The sequence below is a fragment of the Ruegeria hyattellae genome, assembly GCF_041537925.1.
Taxonomy (GTDB): Bacteria; Pseudomonadota; Alphaproteobacteria; order Rhodobacterales; family Rhodobacteraceae; genus Ruegeria_C.
In genome coordinates this window covers 79,617-94,816 of the sequence record NZ_JBGOSH010000001.1, presented here as the reverse complement: position 1 = coordinate 94,816, position 15,200 = coordinate 79,617, and the positions used below count along the sequence as shown (strand labels likewise).

Below are 15,200 nucleotides of genomic sequence, written 5' to 3'. Positions count from 1 at the left end.
GACAAAGCGCCTGCCCGCCGGAACGGGCATGCGCTGCGGCTTCGCCTTGAGTTCGCGCAAGGCAGCGCTTTGAACACGCGTCAGAGCCACGATCACCAGCGCCCCGAAACGGCTTGCCACATCAGGCTGGCGCGTTTGCGGAACTCGCTCTGCCCCAACGCGCCCGATGCGACGAGACCCGGCGCCGCCACCGCCTGTTTCAGTATGGCCTCTGTTTGCCACCCTGCCAGAAGCGCCGGTCGCGCCGCCGCAGAGACCGCCGCTCGACCGCGCCGCGCCCGCACTAGACGCGTCAACCCGTTCTCGGCCAGCATGCGGACGCCTTCCGCCGTGCCATCCAGCAAGGGTATGCGCCCGCGCGCCTCAAGCTCTGGCATGGCGCGCAGCCAGTTGGCCACGCCCGTGGCATAGCCATAATCTCGCAGAACATCCGTGTCCGCTGGCCCGAGACTCTGCGCCGCTGCGACCATCAGCGCCCCGGCACTGTGCTCCAGATACGAGGCCAGATGCGCCGCGTCCTCGAACGGGTCCTTGTAGATATCCCAACGCCTGACCGAGACATATTGATCCAGATAGACCGCAAGTTCTGGCGACAGGATCGCGGCCAGAGGCGTCACCACCTGATGCCGCCGTGCGGGTTTGCCCCCGGCGATCTCTTCCAGCGCGTCTCGCCACCATTGCAGGCGCATCTCGGCGATCATCGCCTCTTGCGTGACCCAGGGAGCGCGCGCCACTTCGACATTCAGCGCATAGAGCGGGAACAGCACTCGGCGTGCCGAAACCGGTGCGGCCATGGCGGCCAGAAACCGGTCCGGGTCAGCCTTTTCCACCAGCGCGGCACAGGCGGTCAGGTCGGCGTCAAAGCTCATCGGGGCCGGACAAGCATCAAGGCATAGGCGATGTGATCGGAGGCGGCCTCCCAAAGCGCGATCTCACGCGCATTCATGTCCAGCATCTCGACCATTGCCGGATCGGGGGTGACGGCGCGCAGTTCGGCGATGCGCCGGCGCAGGGGCGCATAGTAGTTTTCCCATGCCTGCCCGACGATCAGACGATGACCTAGAATGTCAAATCCCGCAGCGTCAACGCGCGCCTCGATGCCTGCCAGATCGGTGATCTCGGGGTAGTCCTGCCAGAACTCGCGCGCTGCCTGCGGCATCTCATTTTGCAGTTTCACCGGCTCGGAAAAGGCGACGAAACCACCCGGCGCGAGCGTTTTGCGCCATGAGGTCAGCCCTTCGGTCACACCCAGGAAATACAGCGCCCCGGCACACCAGATCAGATCATAGGGCCCGCCGGGGTCAGACATGTCACCCTGCCGGACCTGCACGCGGTCGCCGAAACGCGTGCAGCGATTTTGCGCACTGGTGACAAACCCATCATGCTTGTCCAGTCCGATCAGATTTGCCTCGGGCAGCCGGACGGCCAGCGTTTCAAGGTCGCCCCCCGGCCCGCACCCCGCGTCACAGACCGAAACGGCACCCGTGAGCCCGGTCTCGCGCAGAACCCAATCCACATCCTCTGGCGCGCCGGGTCCTTCGCGAGGCAGATCGTGGTGAAGTCTGAAAAACGCCTGCCAGTCCACTATGCGGAAGCCTCTGTGTGGTGGATGAGTTTCCATCGGATCGCATCCAGCAGCGCCTCGAAACTGGCATCCACTATGTTCGCGCTGACCCCCACGGTAGACCAGCGCCGCCCTGCACCGTCCTCGCTGTCGATGATGACGCGGGTGACGGCTTCGGTGCCGCCCTGCGTGATGCGCACCTTGAAGTCGACTAGCCGCATGTCTTCCAGCACAGCCGAGTACTGGCCCAGATCCTTGGCCAGCGCCTTGGCCAGCGCGTTCACTGGCCCCCGGTCGCTGCCGTCTTCATCGAGCGATTCACTGACCGACAGGCGCTTTTCGCCGTCGACCTTCACCACAACCACCGCCTCGGACAGGCTGATCATCCGGTTGTACTTGTTCTTGCGCCGCTCGACCGTGACCTTGTAGCGTTTGACCTCGAAAAGTTCGGGGAGCAGCCCCAGTTCCTCACGCGCCAGCAGCTCGAAAGAGGCCTGCGCGGTGTCATAGGAGTATCCTACGGCCTCGCGCTCCTTGATCCGTTCCAGAATACGCCCCAGCGCCGGGTCGCCCTTGGCCACCTCCAGCCCGGCCTCGGCCAGTCGGTTGCGCAGGTTCGACTGCCCGGCCTGGTTCGACATCGGGATGATGCGGGTGTTGCCGATGACCGCAGGGTCCACATGTTCATAGGTCGAGGGGTTTTTCAGGATCGCACTGGCATGCAGCCCGGCCTTGTGCGCAAAGGCCGAAGCGCCCACGTAAGGCGCCTGCTTGGTCGGCACCCGGTTGAGGATATCGTCCAGCATCCGGCTGACCATGGTCAGCCCCGCCAGCGCCTCTGGCGTGACGCCGGTTTCGAAGCGGCTGGCATAAGGCTCTTTCAGCAGCAGTGTCGGGATCAGCGAGGTCAGGTTGGCGTTGCCGCAGCGCTCGCCCAGCCCGTTCAGCGTACCCTGGATCTGCCGCGCGCCCGCTTCGATGGCGGCCAGCGAACCGGCGACCGCCTGTTCGGTGTCGTTATGGGTGTGAATGCCCAAACGGTCGCCGGGGATGCCCGAGGCAATCACTTCGCCCACGATCCGTCCGATCTCGGATGGCAACGCGCCGCCATTGGTGTCACACAGCACGATCCAGCGCGCCCCGGCCTCCAGTGCCGCATGGCAGACCGCCAGCGCATAGTCCGGGTTGTCACGGTAGCCGTCAAAGAAATGCTCCGCGTCAAACAGCGCCTCGCGCCCCTGCGCCACGATATGCGCGATCGACGCACGGACGTTTTCGGTGTTCTCCTCCAGCGCGATGCCGAGCGCGTCGGTGACGTGGAAATCATGGCTCTTGCCAACCAGACAGACGGTGCCGGTGCCCGCATTCAGCACCGCCGCCAGCACATCGTCATTCTCGGCCGACCGGCCCGAGCGTTTGGTCATGCCAAAGGCGGCAAGCCGCGCGCCCGTCTGGGGCGCATCGGCGAAAAATGCGCTGTCGGTGGGGTTGGCACCGGGCCAGCCGCCCTCGACATAATCCAGCCCCAGCTCGTCCAAAGCGCGGGTGATCTGGACCTTTTCGGGGGTCGAGAACTGCACCCCCTGCGTCTGCTGCCCGTCGCGCAGGGTGGTGTCGTAGAGGTACAGGCGCTCACGGGTCATCACACGCTCTCCAGCTTGGCAGCGTCGAAATCGGGCCCTGGCACCAGTTCCACGCCCGCCTTGCTCATGCGCACCTCAAGGCCCGCCTCCAGATAGGCCGCTTTCAGGCGGTCGACCTCTGCAAAATCCTTGCTTTCCATCGCAACGCTGCGCGCATCGGACAGACGGATCTCATGCGTCGACAGGTCCAAATCACCTGTTTCGGCCCATCTGCTTAACTCCTCCGTCAGCAGCCCAAGCAACTGCGCCGACGCCAACAGGCCCGCGGCCTCGCCAGTCGCAGCCAGACGGTGGAGCTCTGCGAGGGCGCCCGCCGTGTTCAGGTCGTCGGCAAGCGCGGCGATGACTGCAGGCGCCGCGCTGGCCGCGGGTTCGATGCCCGCTGTCAGCGCCCGCCATTTCCGGAGCGTTCCCTCCGCCTCGCGCGCCTTTTTCTCGGTCCAGTCCATCGGCTTGCGATAGTGCGTCTGCAGGAACACGAACCGGATCACCTCACCGGGCACGCCCTTGTCGAGTAGATCACGCACGGTAAAGAAATTGCCCAGGGATTTGGACATCTTCTTGCCCTCGACCTGAAGCATCTCGTTATGCAGCCAGACCTTGGCGAATTCCCCCTCGGGATGGGCGCAACGGCTTTGGGCGATCTCGTTCTCATGATGCGGGAACATCAGGTCATTGCCGCCGCCATGAATGTCGAAACTGTCGCCCAACAACTCATGCGCCATGGCCGAGCATTCGATGTGCCAACCGGGCCGCCCCCGTCCCCAAGGGCTGTCCCAGCCGGGCAGATCGTCGGTCGAGGGTTTCCACAGCACGAAGTCCATCGGGTCTTCCTTGAAAGGCGCCACCTCGACCCGCGCGCCTGCGATCATGTCATCCACTGACCGACCCGAGAGCTTGCCATAATCATCGTAATTGCGCACGCGGAACAGGACATGGTCCTCTTTCTCATAGGCGTACCCCTCCGCAATCAGCCCCTCGATCATCGCGATCATCTGGGCAATATACTCGGTGGCGCGCGGCATCTCGTTCGGTCGCATCGCGCCGACCTCATCCATGTCTTTCAGATACCAGCCAATCGTCTCATCCGAACGCGCCTGCACCAACTCTTCCAACGTGCCTTCGGCCCCGGCCTGCTTGCGGGCCAGAGCGGTTGCGTTGATCTTGTCGTCCACATCAGTGAAATTGCGTACATAGGTCACGTGTTCGGCCCCATAGAACTGCCGCAACAGCCGGTAGAGCACGTCGAACACCACCACGGGCCGCGCATTGCCCAGATGCGCCCGGTCATAAACAGTCGGCCCGCAGACATACATCCGCACATCTTTCGCATTGATCGGTGCGAAATCCTCTTTCCGGCGGGTTTTGGTGTTGTGCAGTCTGATAGGTGTCATCGTCTCTTTCCTCAAAGCGCGGACCAAAGGCACGCTGGCGCGGGCTTAGCAACTTGTCTCTGGGAAGAAAACGAAAGAAACCGGCCCGCGTGATCGCTCAGCAGGGAATGCAGCAAATAATGATACAAATCGGGTTCATGGGACCTGCATAGCGCTCCGCCGCCGATCTTTCAAGGCCGGTCCAAAAGGGCTGCGAGCACCGGAACTTTGTGCTATAGTGCAACCACAGGGAGCCATATAACACAAATGAACACCTCAAGAGCGAAGTGGTCCTTGGGACCGCATGAGACAGATGACAGCGCTGCCACGCAACTTGACAGTGCGGTGGTCAACGCGCTGGACAGTGACTATGCCGCGCTGGTGTCGGGGTTGCGAACCAAGCAGCAGCGGTTCGAAACCAGCATTCACAAGCATCTGCGCGAACTTGATCAGTGCCTGACCCGGCTGGAATCTGAGCGCGAGCATCTGGTTCATTGCCGCACGCAGATATCGGGCCACGAAAAGATCCTTGCCAGTCACATGAAAAGCCTCAGGAAAGCGCGCTCGGACGGGGATAAGAAAAAGCGCAAATCTGTTGAAAAGACGATGAGAAAGGAAACCGCCGCCTATGAGGAGAGCCTGCGCCAGGCGGCCAAGCATTCCGCGCGCATTCAACGCGAACTGAAGGCGGCCAAGACCTCTTTCGAGGCGGTGGGCTCGGCGGGAAACCTGATCGCCGACGGAGAGCTGAAGCTGGAAACCGGGCTATAGACCGTGTCGCGTGACAGCGTGAACCGCATCTGTGCCGCGCTGCCGGGCGCCGAGGTCTCGGACCCTTGGGGCGGTGGCCATGACGCCTGGAAGGTGGGCGGCAAGATGTTTGCCTGTATCGGCACCGCCAATGACGGTGTGTCGGTCAAGACCCCCGATATCGAAACCGCCCAGATGCTGATTGACGCAGGCGTTGGCGTTCGCGCGCCGTATTTTCACCGCAGCTGGATCAGGCTGGGCTGGGATTCGTCCGAGGACGAGACGCGCCACAGGATCGAGGTGTCTTACGATCTGGTGCGGGCCGGTCTGACAAAGAAACTGCAAGCGAGCTTGCCACCGCGCGGTTGAGATTGACAAATCACATCGCCTCTGCCCCTCTCCGCTTGACGACCAATATGGGAGGTGGGGATGAAGCTGTCTCATCGTATCACGAACATCACCGGCGGCGGCTCGGACGGGTGGGATGTGTTCAACAAGGCGCGCGCAATGGTGCGCGCCGGCGTTGCGGTCACCGAGCTGACGCAGGGCGAGCATGACATCCGCACCCATCCAGTGATCCTCGACGCGATGGATGCGGCCGCGCGTGCGGGCAAGACCGGGTATTCCAGCGTGCCTGGCGAGCTTGACCTGCGCGACACCGTTGCCGCCCGCATCCAGGACCGGACCGGCGTGCCCACCAGCCGCGACAATGTGCTGATCACCCCGGGTGGCCAGGCGGCACTGTTCGCCGCCCATAACGCAACCTGTGATCCGGGTGACGTGGGTCTGTTCATCGATCCCTATTATGCTACCTATCCCGGCACGATCCGGGGTGTGGCCGCGATTGCGAAACCGGTTCAAGCCCATGCCGAAGACGGGTTCCAACCGCGCGCCGCCGAAATCGACGCAGCCGCCGAGGGCGCCACCTCTCTGCTGATCAACACGCCCAACAACCCCACCGGCGTGGTCTATTCCCGCAACACGCTGGAAGGGATTGCCGGGGTCTGCCGTAAGCGCGACCTGTGGCTGATCTCGGACGAGGTCTACGACACTCAGGTCTGGGAGGGCGAACATCTTAGCCCGCGCGCCCTGCCCGACATGGTGGATCGTACTCTGGTGGTCGGTTCGATGTCGAAATCCCATGCCATGACCGGATCGCGCTGCGGCTGGGTCGTGGGCCCGGAGGAGGCGATCGCGCATCTGATCAATCTAGCCACCCACACCACCTATGGCGTGCCGGGATTTGTCCAGGCGGCGGGAAATTTCGCGCTGAACGAAGGCCCCTGGCTGGAGGACGAAGTCGCCGCTCCTTTCCGCCGACGACGCGCGCTGGCGCAGCAGGTGCTGCAAGCCCAGAACGTGCTGCGACTGGTGCCGGCACAGGGCGCGATGTACCTGATGCTGGATATACGCGCGACCGGCATGAACGGCGAGGCATTTGCCTATGCCCTGCTCGATACCCATCACATCGCGGTCATGCCCGGTGAAAGCTTCGGCAAGGCGGCGGCGGGCCATATTCGCGTCGCGATGACAGTGGATGACGCAGGCTTTGCCGCTGCGCTGAAAACCCTGTGCGACTTCGCGGGTCAGATTGCAAAAACGCGCGCCGCCGAGTAGGTCTCGTTGAGAAAAATCAAAAGCGGAAGGTTGTGCGCAGGTTGAACGTGTCGGTGTCAAAATCACCGGACCCATCCCCCAAATCGCTGAAATCATGGCGCAAAATCTCGCCGCCGATCAGCACCCTGTCACTGACCGGAACCGAGACGCCGATACCATAAACCGCGCCGGTATCATCCGCGCCCGAAGTCTTGGCGCGGGCCGCTCCGACCACTACATACCCCAGCGCTCGGCCAAAATCGTACCCGCCACGCAGCTTGAGCCGCCCGATATAGTCCAGATCGCCCGAGGCGCCACCCAGATCGATATCGGTGCGGTTAAACTCGAACTCACCGCCGAGTACAAAATTGCCGAAATCGTGGTCATATCCGATATAGGGACCAAAGCTGACATCGTCGCCACCCGAAGACGCCGGCCCGTCCACATCGGTATAACCAAGGGCAAAGCCGCCATAGACTCCAGTCCAGTCCTCGGCCAGCGCCGGACTGGCGCAGCTAAGTGTCAGGAGTATCAATGCGGGCAGGCTGCGCTTCATGATCGGACTCCGGTCATCACCGCACCACAACCATCGCCCGAAACGGGGCTGTTGGCCGTGGCAGCATCAAGGTGAGACATGGGTGACATGACCTGTGCTGTCAACGAACCGAATCCGCATGCTAAAATCTGTAATCCACCATAGCACGAAACCGGCCTGAGACGCAAAAAACCGCTCAAATCCACCGGGTTATTGGTCGCAAACAGAACAGACCCCGTCGCGCCTGCCTGTCAGTCTTTGTCGAAATGGGAGGGTCCGAATGCAGGGCGAATTGTCGAAGATCGGTCTCGTCATCCGCACCATCGGTGCCGGACGTGGCCGTGCCGCGCGTGGCCGACCCGCGCGCGTCTGAACGCCTATTCACCCAAGCCTCTCGGACCTTTTCGGACAATTCAGACCATGAACGACCAAACCAGAACCTCCTCGCGCAGCGGCGGACGCGCCGCGCGTCGTGCTGCCCGCGCGACCGCTCTTCCCGACCATCTCCGCCCCATCCGCCCCGGCATGGAAGGCGGCACGCTGAAAGCGCTGTCGCAGCAAGATGTCGAGAAAATCCACCATACGGCACTTGACGCGCTGGAACAGATCGGGCTGGCCGACGCCCCCCCGAGCGGCGTCGAATACCTGACCAAGGCGGGTTGCATCCTGGGTGATGATGGCCGCCTGCGCTTTCCGCGCGCACTGGTCGAGGATACGCTGGCCATCGCAAACCGCAAGGTGACGCTGTGCAGCCGCGACGGCAAGACCGATCTGGATCTCAGCGGAACGCGGGTCCATTACGGCACCGCCGGCGCCGCGGTGCATATGGTCGATGTGCATGGTCGGGAATACCGCGATTCAACCGTGCAGGACCTGCATGACGCCGCGCGGATCTGCGACCAGCTCGACAATATCCATTTCGTGCAGCGCCCGATGGTCTGTCGCGATATCCCCGACAACCGCGAGATGGACCTGAACACCATCTACGCCGCCTGCTCGGGCACAACCAAACATATCGGCACCTCGTTCACCGAACCCGATTTCGTGGCCCCCGCGCTTGAGATGCTGCACATGATCGCAGGCAGCGAGGATGAATGGCGCGCCCGGCCTTTTGTCAGCAACTCGAACTGCTTCGTCGTTCCGCCGATGAAATTCGCCACCGAAAGCTGCGAAGTGATGGAGCGCTGCATCGAAGGCGGCATGCCGGTGCTGCTGCTCAGCGCGGGCATGGCCGGGGCCACCGCGCCCTCGACCGTGGCGGGCGCCATCGTGCAGGCGGTGGCCGAATGCCTCGCCGGACTCGTCTATGTCAACGCCGTGAAGCCGGGCCACCCGGCGATCTTCGGCACCTGGCCCTTTGGGCTGGACCTGCGCACCGGGGCGATGTCGATCGGGTCGGGCGAACAGGCCCTGCTGAGCGCGGGTTGCTCGCAGATGCACCAGTTCTACGGGTTGCCCGGAGGTGCCGCAGCGGGGGCATCGGATTCCAAACTGCCCGACATGCAGGCAGGATGGGAGCAAATGTGTTCGAACGTGATGGCGGGTCTTTCGGGGCTCAACATGGTTTATGAGGCGGCGGGCATGCATGCCTCGCTGCTGGGCTTCTGCCACGAAAGCCTGATCCTGAGCGACGATCTGATCGGTCAGGCGCTGCGTTGCGTGCGCGGCATCGAGGTGACCGAGGAAACGCTGGCGCTGGACCAGATCGCCGAGGTCTGTCTGGGTGGCACCGGGCATTACCTGGGCACCGGCCAGACGCTGGACCGGATGCAGGCGGATTATGTCTACCCGACATTCGGCGACCGCACCTCGCCGAAGGAATGGGCAGAAAATGACAAGCCCGACCTGCTTGCCAAGGCCACCGAGCGGAAAGAGATGATACTGGCACACCCCTCGCAGGCGCGCTGGGACCCGATGCTGGACAGGGCCCTGCGCGAGCGGTTCAACATCCACCTGCCCGCCTGACAGATCCCGCCTGAAAAAACAAAGGCGGCGGCCGCATTGAAGCGGCCGCCGCCGGACCGGCATGGTGGGTTGTTTGCCGGTCCCTGCCCCTACTTTGAAAGGGTCAGCCTTCGGTCGCCGGGATCAGACCCGCTTCCTGCGCTGCGGAAACTTCAGCCTCGTCCAGGGCGCCGTCGGCATTCACGTCGATCGCGTTGAACCCGTCAGCGGACATTTCGGGGAAGACGGCCTGCACCTCATCCAGCGTCCATACGCCATCGCCATTTGCATCCACTTTTCCTGCGGCCCATGCCAGCGCGGGCAGAGACACGGCAATTGCAAGCAGCGCGGTCGTTTTGGTCGGTTTCATTGGATCACTCCTAGTTATCGGTTTTTTACCCGTTCCTTTCTGGAACACGGACAGAAAAACCGACCCGCGAAACGCCGTCACCCACCCGCGTGAGTTGCGCTCGTTTCAGGCTGCTCGCCGCCAGAATCACGGCCCGGACTGCGCGGCGAACCGCACGTCCAAGTCAGCGGAGATTTGCTCGGCGGAACCTGTCGGATTGCATCGGTGGATTTAGGCGAGGCTCTGCCGAAACACGCTGGGGTTGCGAGAAAAAAAGAAGGGGGGCTTGCACCCCCCTTTCAGTTTCGCCGTTCAGGCTCATCTAGTTTACCGCCCGTGTTTTTTTGCCTGCGGCCTGAACGTCGTTAGGGGCGAGCGCACCCGCCCCGGATGAGAGTGGGAGGACCGAACTTCCGCCCCACCCTAACTCGTCGGGGTCAGGCGAATCTGTCGCCTGTACCCCTACACGCCATCTCTGGCGTGATTCTCAAAAGCGTGATCAGGCGACCCGAACCGTGAGTGGCTTGGCTTTGCAGCGGGTGTTTTCCACAGACTCGCCCAGTTTTCTGAGGTTAAGTCTCGGGACAACTCTGTATTTCCCTGCCTGAAATTGATCGCCTGATACGCCCGTGTTTCCTTTCGCTATCCGACCCCCCCGGTTGGACCCGGTTCTTCCAAGCCCCCCGCTTGCGGGAGATCCATCGGGGGCCGGTGAATTTACACCGGTCCCCTCAGTTTCCTCAGCTACAGCCGCTGGTGCCGCCGCAGGTGTTGCACTTCATGCAGGTGCCGTTGCGCACCAGCGTGTAGTTGCCGCATTCGCCGCAGGGATCGCCCTCGTACCCCTGCATCTTTGCCTTGGTGCGGGCATCCATGCTGACGGTGCCGGTGCCGAGCGCGGTCTCGGCGCCCATTTCCGGGACCAGCGTGCTGAGCGCCTGCACCGGGTTCGCTGCACTGTCCAGAGCGACGCCGCCCACGGTTTGGCCGCCGTTCAGCACCACCAGCTCCTGCGGCAGACGTTTGCGCAGATAGCCGGTCGAGCTGATCTGTTTCAGCACTTCCAGCGATTTCGAGGCCGCGGTGTCGCTGATCTCGGTGACGTTGGACACGCCCTCTTCCTCGCCCCGGCCCAGATCGTCAAAGCTTGCGCCTTCGGGCTTCACATGGGCCAGATCGGTGCGGTCCAGATAGGAAACCGCCAATTCGCGGAAGATATAGTCGAGGATCGAGGTGGCGTTCTTGATGCTGTCATTGCCCTGTACCATGCCTGCCGGCTCGAACTTGGTGAAGGTGAAGGCATCGACGAACTCTTCTAGCGGCACGCCATATTGCAGGCCGACCGAAACCGCGATGGCGAAGTTGTTCATCATCGCCCGGAAACCTGCGCCCTCCTTGTGCATGTCGATGAAGATTTCGCCAAGGTTGCCATCCTGGTATTCGCCGGTCCGCAGATAGACCTTGTGCCCCCCCACCATAGCCTTCTGGGTATAGCCCTTGCGACGCTGGGGCATCTTTTCGCGATGCGATTTGACAACCTCTTTGACGATCACCTTTTCGACGATCTTCTCGGCCAGAACGGCGGCTTTTTCCTGGGTCGAGCCGCTTTCCAGTACCTCTGCAGCTTCGTCGTCATCCTCGACCAGCGCTGCCGCGAGGGGCTGCGAGAGTTTCGAGCCGTCACGATAGAGCGCGTTTGCCTTGATGCCCAGCGACCAGCTGAGTTCATAGGCTTTCTGGCAATCCTCGATCGTAGCGTCATTGGGCATGTTGATCGTCTTGGAGATCGCGCCAGAGATGAAGCTTTGCGCCGCTGCCATCATGGTGATGTGGCTGTCGACGTTCAGGAAGCGCTTGCCCTTCTTGCCGCAAGGGTTGGCGCAATCGAAGATCGCGTAATGGTCCTCGCTCAGATGCGGCGCACCTTCCAGCGTCATGGTCCCGCAGACATGGTCATTGGCGGCGTCGATATCGGCCTTGGAGAAGCCCAGATGACGCAGCAGGTCGAAAGTGGGATCGTTCAGCTTGGTTGCCGGGATACCCAGAACGCTGGTGCAGAAATCTTCGCCCAAAGTCCACTGGTTGAACACGAAGCGGATGTCGAAGGCTGAAGCCAGTGCTGCATCCACCTTGGCCAGTTCATTGGCGCCAAACCCATGCCCCGCCAGCGAGGTGTGGTTGATGCCGGGCGCGTTGCCGATGGTGCCGTGGCCCACCGCGTAAGACACGATCTCCTCGATCTGGGCGCTGGAATAGCCCAGCTTTTCCAGCGAGGCCGGAACCGAGCGGTTAATGATCTTGAAGTATCCACCACCGGCCAGTTTCTTGAATTTGACCAGCGCGAAGTCAGGCTCGATGCCCGTCGTGTCGCAATCCATCACCAGACCGATGGTGCCGGTGGGAGCAATCACAGTTGCCTGTGCGTTGCGAAAGCCGTTCTTTTCGCCAAGGCTCAGCGCCTCGTCCCAAGCGGTCATGGCCAGTTGCACCAGACGCGGATCGGGATTGTTGGCGTGATCCATCGGCACCGGTTTCACGCTCAGCTTTTCATAGCCGTTCACGGCGCCATGGGCAGCATTGCGGTGATTGCGGATGACCCGCAGCATATGCGCTGCGTTGCGCTCAAAGCCCGCAAACGGCCCCAACTCTCCGGCGATCTCGGCCGAGGTGGCATAGGCCACACCGGTCATGATCGCGGTCAGCGATCCGCACAGCGCACGGCCCTCGTCGCTGTCATAAGAAAAGCCCATATTCATGAGCAGACCGCCGATATTGGCATAGCCCAGACCCAGCGTGCGGAAGTCGTAGGACAATTGCGCGATTTCCTTGGACGGGAATTGCGCCATGGTCACGCTGACCTCCAGCGTCAGGGTCCAGAGCCGCGTGGCATGCATGTAATCCTCGGCCTGAAACTCGCCATCCTTGAGGAAGGTCAGCAGGTTCATTGAGGCCAGATTGCAGGCGGTGTCGTCCAGGAACATGTATTCCGAACAGGGGTTTGAGCCGCGAATTTCACCGTCTGTCGGGCAGGTGTGCCAGTCATTGACGGTGTCGTGATACTGAATGCCCGGATCGGCACAGGCCCAGGCGGCGTGACCGACCTTTTCCCACAGATCGCGCGCCTTGACGGTTCTGGAAACCTTGCCGTCGACGCGGTTGATCAACTGCCAATCAGCGTCTTTTTCGACGGCGGTGAGGAACGCATTGGTCACGCGGATCGAATTGTTCGAATTCTGGCCCGAGACCGAATTGTAGGCTTCCGAGTCCCAGTCCGTGTCGTAAGTCGGAAACTCGATGCTGGTATGGCCCTGCTTGGCGTAATCCAACACGCGTTTGATGTATGTTTCGGGGACGGCGACGTTTTTTGCTTCGCGAACAGCGACTTTCAGGCCGTCATTCACCTTAGGGTCATAGGCGTCAGCCTCGGCTCCGTCCCAAGTGCGGATGGCCTCGAAAATACCGTTCAGCATCTTCTCGTGCATCTTCGATCCGGCAACGATCGAGGCCACCTTCTGCTCTTCGAGCACCTTCCAATCGATGAAAGCCTCGATATCGGGGTGATCGGCATCCACGATCACCATCTTCGCTGCTCGACGGGTTGTCCCGCCTGATTTGATCGCACCTGCGGCACGATCGCCGATCTTCAGAAAGCCCATCAGGCCCGAGGATTTACCACCTCCCGACAGCGGTTCACCTTCGCCGCGCAAGTGACTGAAATTAGTGCCGGTTCCAGAACCGTACTTGAACAGACGCGCCTCGCGCACCCACAGGTCCATGATGCCGCCTTCATTGACCAGATCGTCATCGACCGACTGGATGAAGCAGGCATGGGGCTGCGGATGCTCATAGGCCGATTTCGACTTGGTCAACTTGCCGGTCTTGTGGTCGACATAGTGATGGCCCTGCGCCGGGCCGTCGATACCATAGGCCCAATGCAAACCGGTGTTGAACCATTGCGGTGAATTCGGAGCAGCGCGTTGAGTGGCGAGCATGAACCGCATTTCATCGTAATAGGCCTGTGCGTCTTCTTCGGTGGTGAAATAGCCGCCCTTCCAGCCCCAATAGGTCCAGGCGCCGGCGAGGCGATCAAACACCTGCTTGGAGGAGGTTTCACCGCCGAATTCGGCATCCTCGGCAGGCACCGAACGCCACAGAAACTCGGGCACGTCCTTTTCGCGGACCTTCTTGGAGGTGCTGGGCACGCCCGCCTTGCGGAAGTATTTCTGCGCGATCACGTCGCTTGCGACCTGGCTCCAGGAAGACGGGATCTCGATATCGTCCAGCCGGAACACGATGGTGCCATCGGGATTGCGGATTTCAGAGGTCGCAGAGACGAAATCGAGCTCCGCGTAAGCGTCTTGTCCAGCCTTGGTAAATCTTCTTTCAATCTTCATGTCCGCTGTCCTCAGATATTCAGCATCATTCCACTGGACGCATCGCCCTCTCTGTCCCGGTTCAGAACCGGTCGCCATTGGCGGGACAAAAACACCCCCGGCACCGCAAATCTCACGGTACAAACACGATCTGGTCGCGTGTTGCTTGATGATTTGTTTTCTATCCCGCCTGCTTTGCCGCCTCGGCATTTCCTACCATATTTAGTGGCGACGCTGCTGGCTTACACAACTTGGCGTATGCAGTCATATAAGGTCAACGATATTTTTACCAAAAAATCCAACTATTTTCTGTTGACCCGTAGAGCCATGGCACCGGCCTGATGCGGGTGAACGATTCCTCCACACCCTGCCTTTTGCTGAGAGCCGTTACGCCGAGTAAAATAACAGTATGATTTCCAGTGCCTTACGCAGGGCTGCGGCACAAAGAGCACAGCGGCGCACACATGCCGATTGCAAAATTATCCCCATCGCAACTGTTGCGGAATTACCTTAGTCTGGCACCCGAACACGGGCAGCAGACAAAACGGATCAGCAGGTGAAACGCATCGGATCAATCCTGGCATTGGCCCTTCTGACGGCCTGCGCACCCCAAGATGTTGTGCCCGGCAAAAGCTCGGCCCGGTTCATGGAGTATCCGACCCAGCTGTTCGACGTGTTCGAAGCTGCCTGCACCGGCCCGGCCTATACGTTCTCGCATACCGGCAAAGAGGTGTATGAGTGCCGCGAACTGCTTCCGCCGCCCGAGGCGGCCGCAACGATCCTGGCTTATGACGGCTATCCCGAAGACCTGCCTCAACTGGTGATCCGGTTCGTCGCCACCGAGGACGCGCCGGGATATGTGGTGGATGCGGAACTGTTCCTGAACGTGCCGCAGAAAGAGGGGCTGGCACAGCGCGTGGTGCCGGGAGATCCGCGAATCAACCGCAGAATGTCCCGACTGCTGCGCATGGCAGGCGGCGCTCCGATCGAACCCGGAGTGTTGGCAGAACCCGGCTAAAGCATCTCTCACCAATCTGAATCGCGGACGACGCCCTATCAAACCGATTTGACGC

The 15,200-nt window shown here is 61.5% G+C and carries 12 protein-coding genes; 5 read left to right on the top strand and 7 right to left on the bottom strand.

The window, feature by feature from the left end:
* Positions 1-92 precede the first annotated feature (92 nt).
* From AB1E33_RS00425 to cysS, 4 genes are read right to left on the bottom strand one after another with little or no spacing between them, the layout of a single operon-like run.
* A complete protein-coding gene (locus tag AB1E33_RS00425) occupies positions 93-869 on the bottom strand; it encodes a squalene/phytoene synthase family protein (RefSeq protein ID WP_372575284.1) in 777 nt (258 codons plus the stop codon).
* A complete protein-coding gene (locus AB1E33_RS00420; RefSeq protein ID WP_372575283.1) occupies positions 866-1,621 on the bottom strand; it encodes a class I SAM-dependent methyltransferase in 756 nt (251 codons plus the stop codon). Before AB1E33_RS00420 ends, AB1E33_RS00425 begins: the two co-directional genes overlap by 4 nt.
* Entirely contained in the window at positions 1,585-3,207 is a 1,623-nt protein-coding gene (gene cimA / locus AB1E33_RS00415) for a citramalate synthase (RefSeq protein WP_372575282.1), read from the bottom strand. Before cimA ends, AB1E33_RS00420 begins: the two co-directional genes overlap by 37 nt.
* Entirely contained in the window at positions 3,207-4,601 is a 1,395-nt protein-coding gene (gene cysS, locus AB1E33_RS00410; RefSeq protein ID WP_372575281.1) for a cysteine--tRNA ligase, read from the bottom strand. The genes cimA and cysS overlap by 1 nt, the downstream gene beginning before the upstream one ends.
* 246 nt (positions 4,602-4,847) lie before the next feature.
* Here cysS and AB1E33_RS00405 point away from each other — a divergent pair, with 246 nt between their 5' ends.
* The 3 genes from AB1E33_RS00405 to AB1E33_RS00395 are packed head-to-tail and all read left to right on the top strand — an operon-like array spanning position 4,848 to position 6,947.
* Entirely contained in the window at positions 4,848-5,351 is a 504-nt protein-coding gene (locus AB1E33_RS00405) for a hypothetical protein (protein ID WP_372575280.1), read from the top strand.
* Positions 5,352-5,354: 3 nt separating this feature from the next.
* A complete protein-coding gene (locus tag AB1E33_RS00400) occupies positions 5,355-5,699 on the top strand; it encodes an MmcQ/YjbR family DNA-binding protein (RefSeq protein WP_372575279.1) in 345 nt (114 codons plus the stop codon).
* Between the two features lie 60 nt (positions 5,700-5,759).
* The gene (locus AB1E33_RS00395; protein WP_372575278.1) at positions 5,760-6,947 is read left to right on the top strand and encodes a pyridoxal phosphate-dependent aminotransferase; all 1,188 of its coding nucleotides are present in this window, start codon (positions 5,760-5,762) and stop codon (positions 6,945-6,947) included.
* Between the two features lie 16 nt (positions 6,948-6,963).
* On the opposite strand, the gene AB1E33_RS00390 is transcribed toward AB1E33_RS00395, so the two are convergent.
* The gene (locus AB1E33_RS00390; protein ID WP_372575277.1) at positions 6,964-7,482 is read right to left on the bottom strand and encodes an outer membrane protein; all 519 of its coding nucleotides are present in this window, start codon (positions 7,480-7,482) and stop codon (positions 6,964-6,966) included.
* Positions 7,483-7,881: 399 nt separating this feature from the next.
* Here AB1E33_RS00390 and AB1E33_RS00385 point away from each other — a divergent pair, with 399 nt between their 5' ends.
* Complete coding sequence (locus AB1E33_RS00385; protein ID WP_372575276.1) at positions 7,882-9,426, top strand: trimethylamine methyltransferase family protein; 1,545 nt, start codon at positions 7,882-7,884, stop codon at positions 9,424-9,426.
* A gap of 103 nt (positions 9,427-9,529) precedes the next feature.
* Here the strand turns inward: AB1E33_RS00385 and AB1E33_RS00380 are convergent, their stop codons facing one another.
* Positions 9,530-9,775 (bottom strand): EF-hand domain-containing protein, encoded by a 246-nt coding sequence (locus tag AB1E33_RS00380; RefSeq protein WP_306194565.1) that lies wholly within the window; start codon positions 9,773-9,775, stop codon positions 9,530-9,532.
* Between the two features lie 719 nt (positions 9,776-10,494).
* Complete coding sequence (locus tag AB1E33_RS00375) at positions 10,495-14,148, bottom strand: vitamin B12-dependent ribonucleotide reductase (RefSeq protein WP_372575275.1); 3,654 nt, start codon at positions 14,146-14,148, stop codon at positions 10,495-10,497.
* 535 nt (positions 14,149-14,683) lie between these two features.
* Between AB1E33_RS00375 and AB1E33_RS00370 the strand changes: the two genes are divergently transcribed.
* Positions 14,684-15,145: a hypothetical protein gene (locus AB1E33_RS00370; RefSeq protein ID WP_372575274.1), complete on the top strand. Its 462-nt coding sequence runs from the start codon at positions 14,684-14,686 to the stop codon at positions 15,143-15,145.
* Positions 15,146-15,200 lie beyond the last annotated feature (55 nt).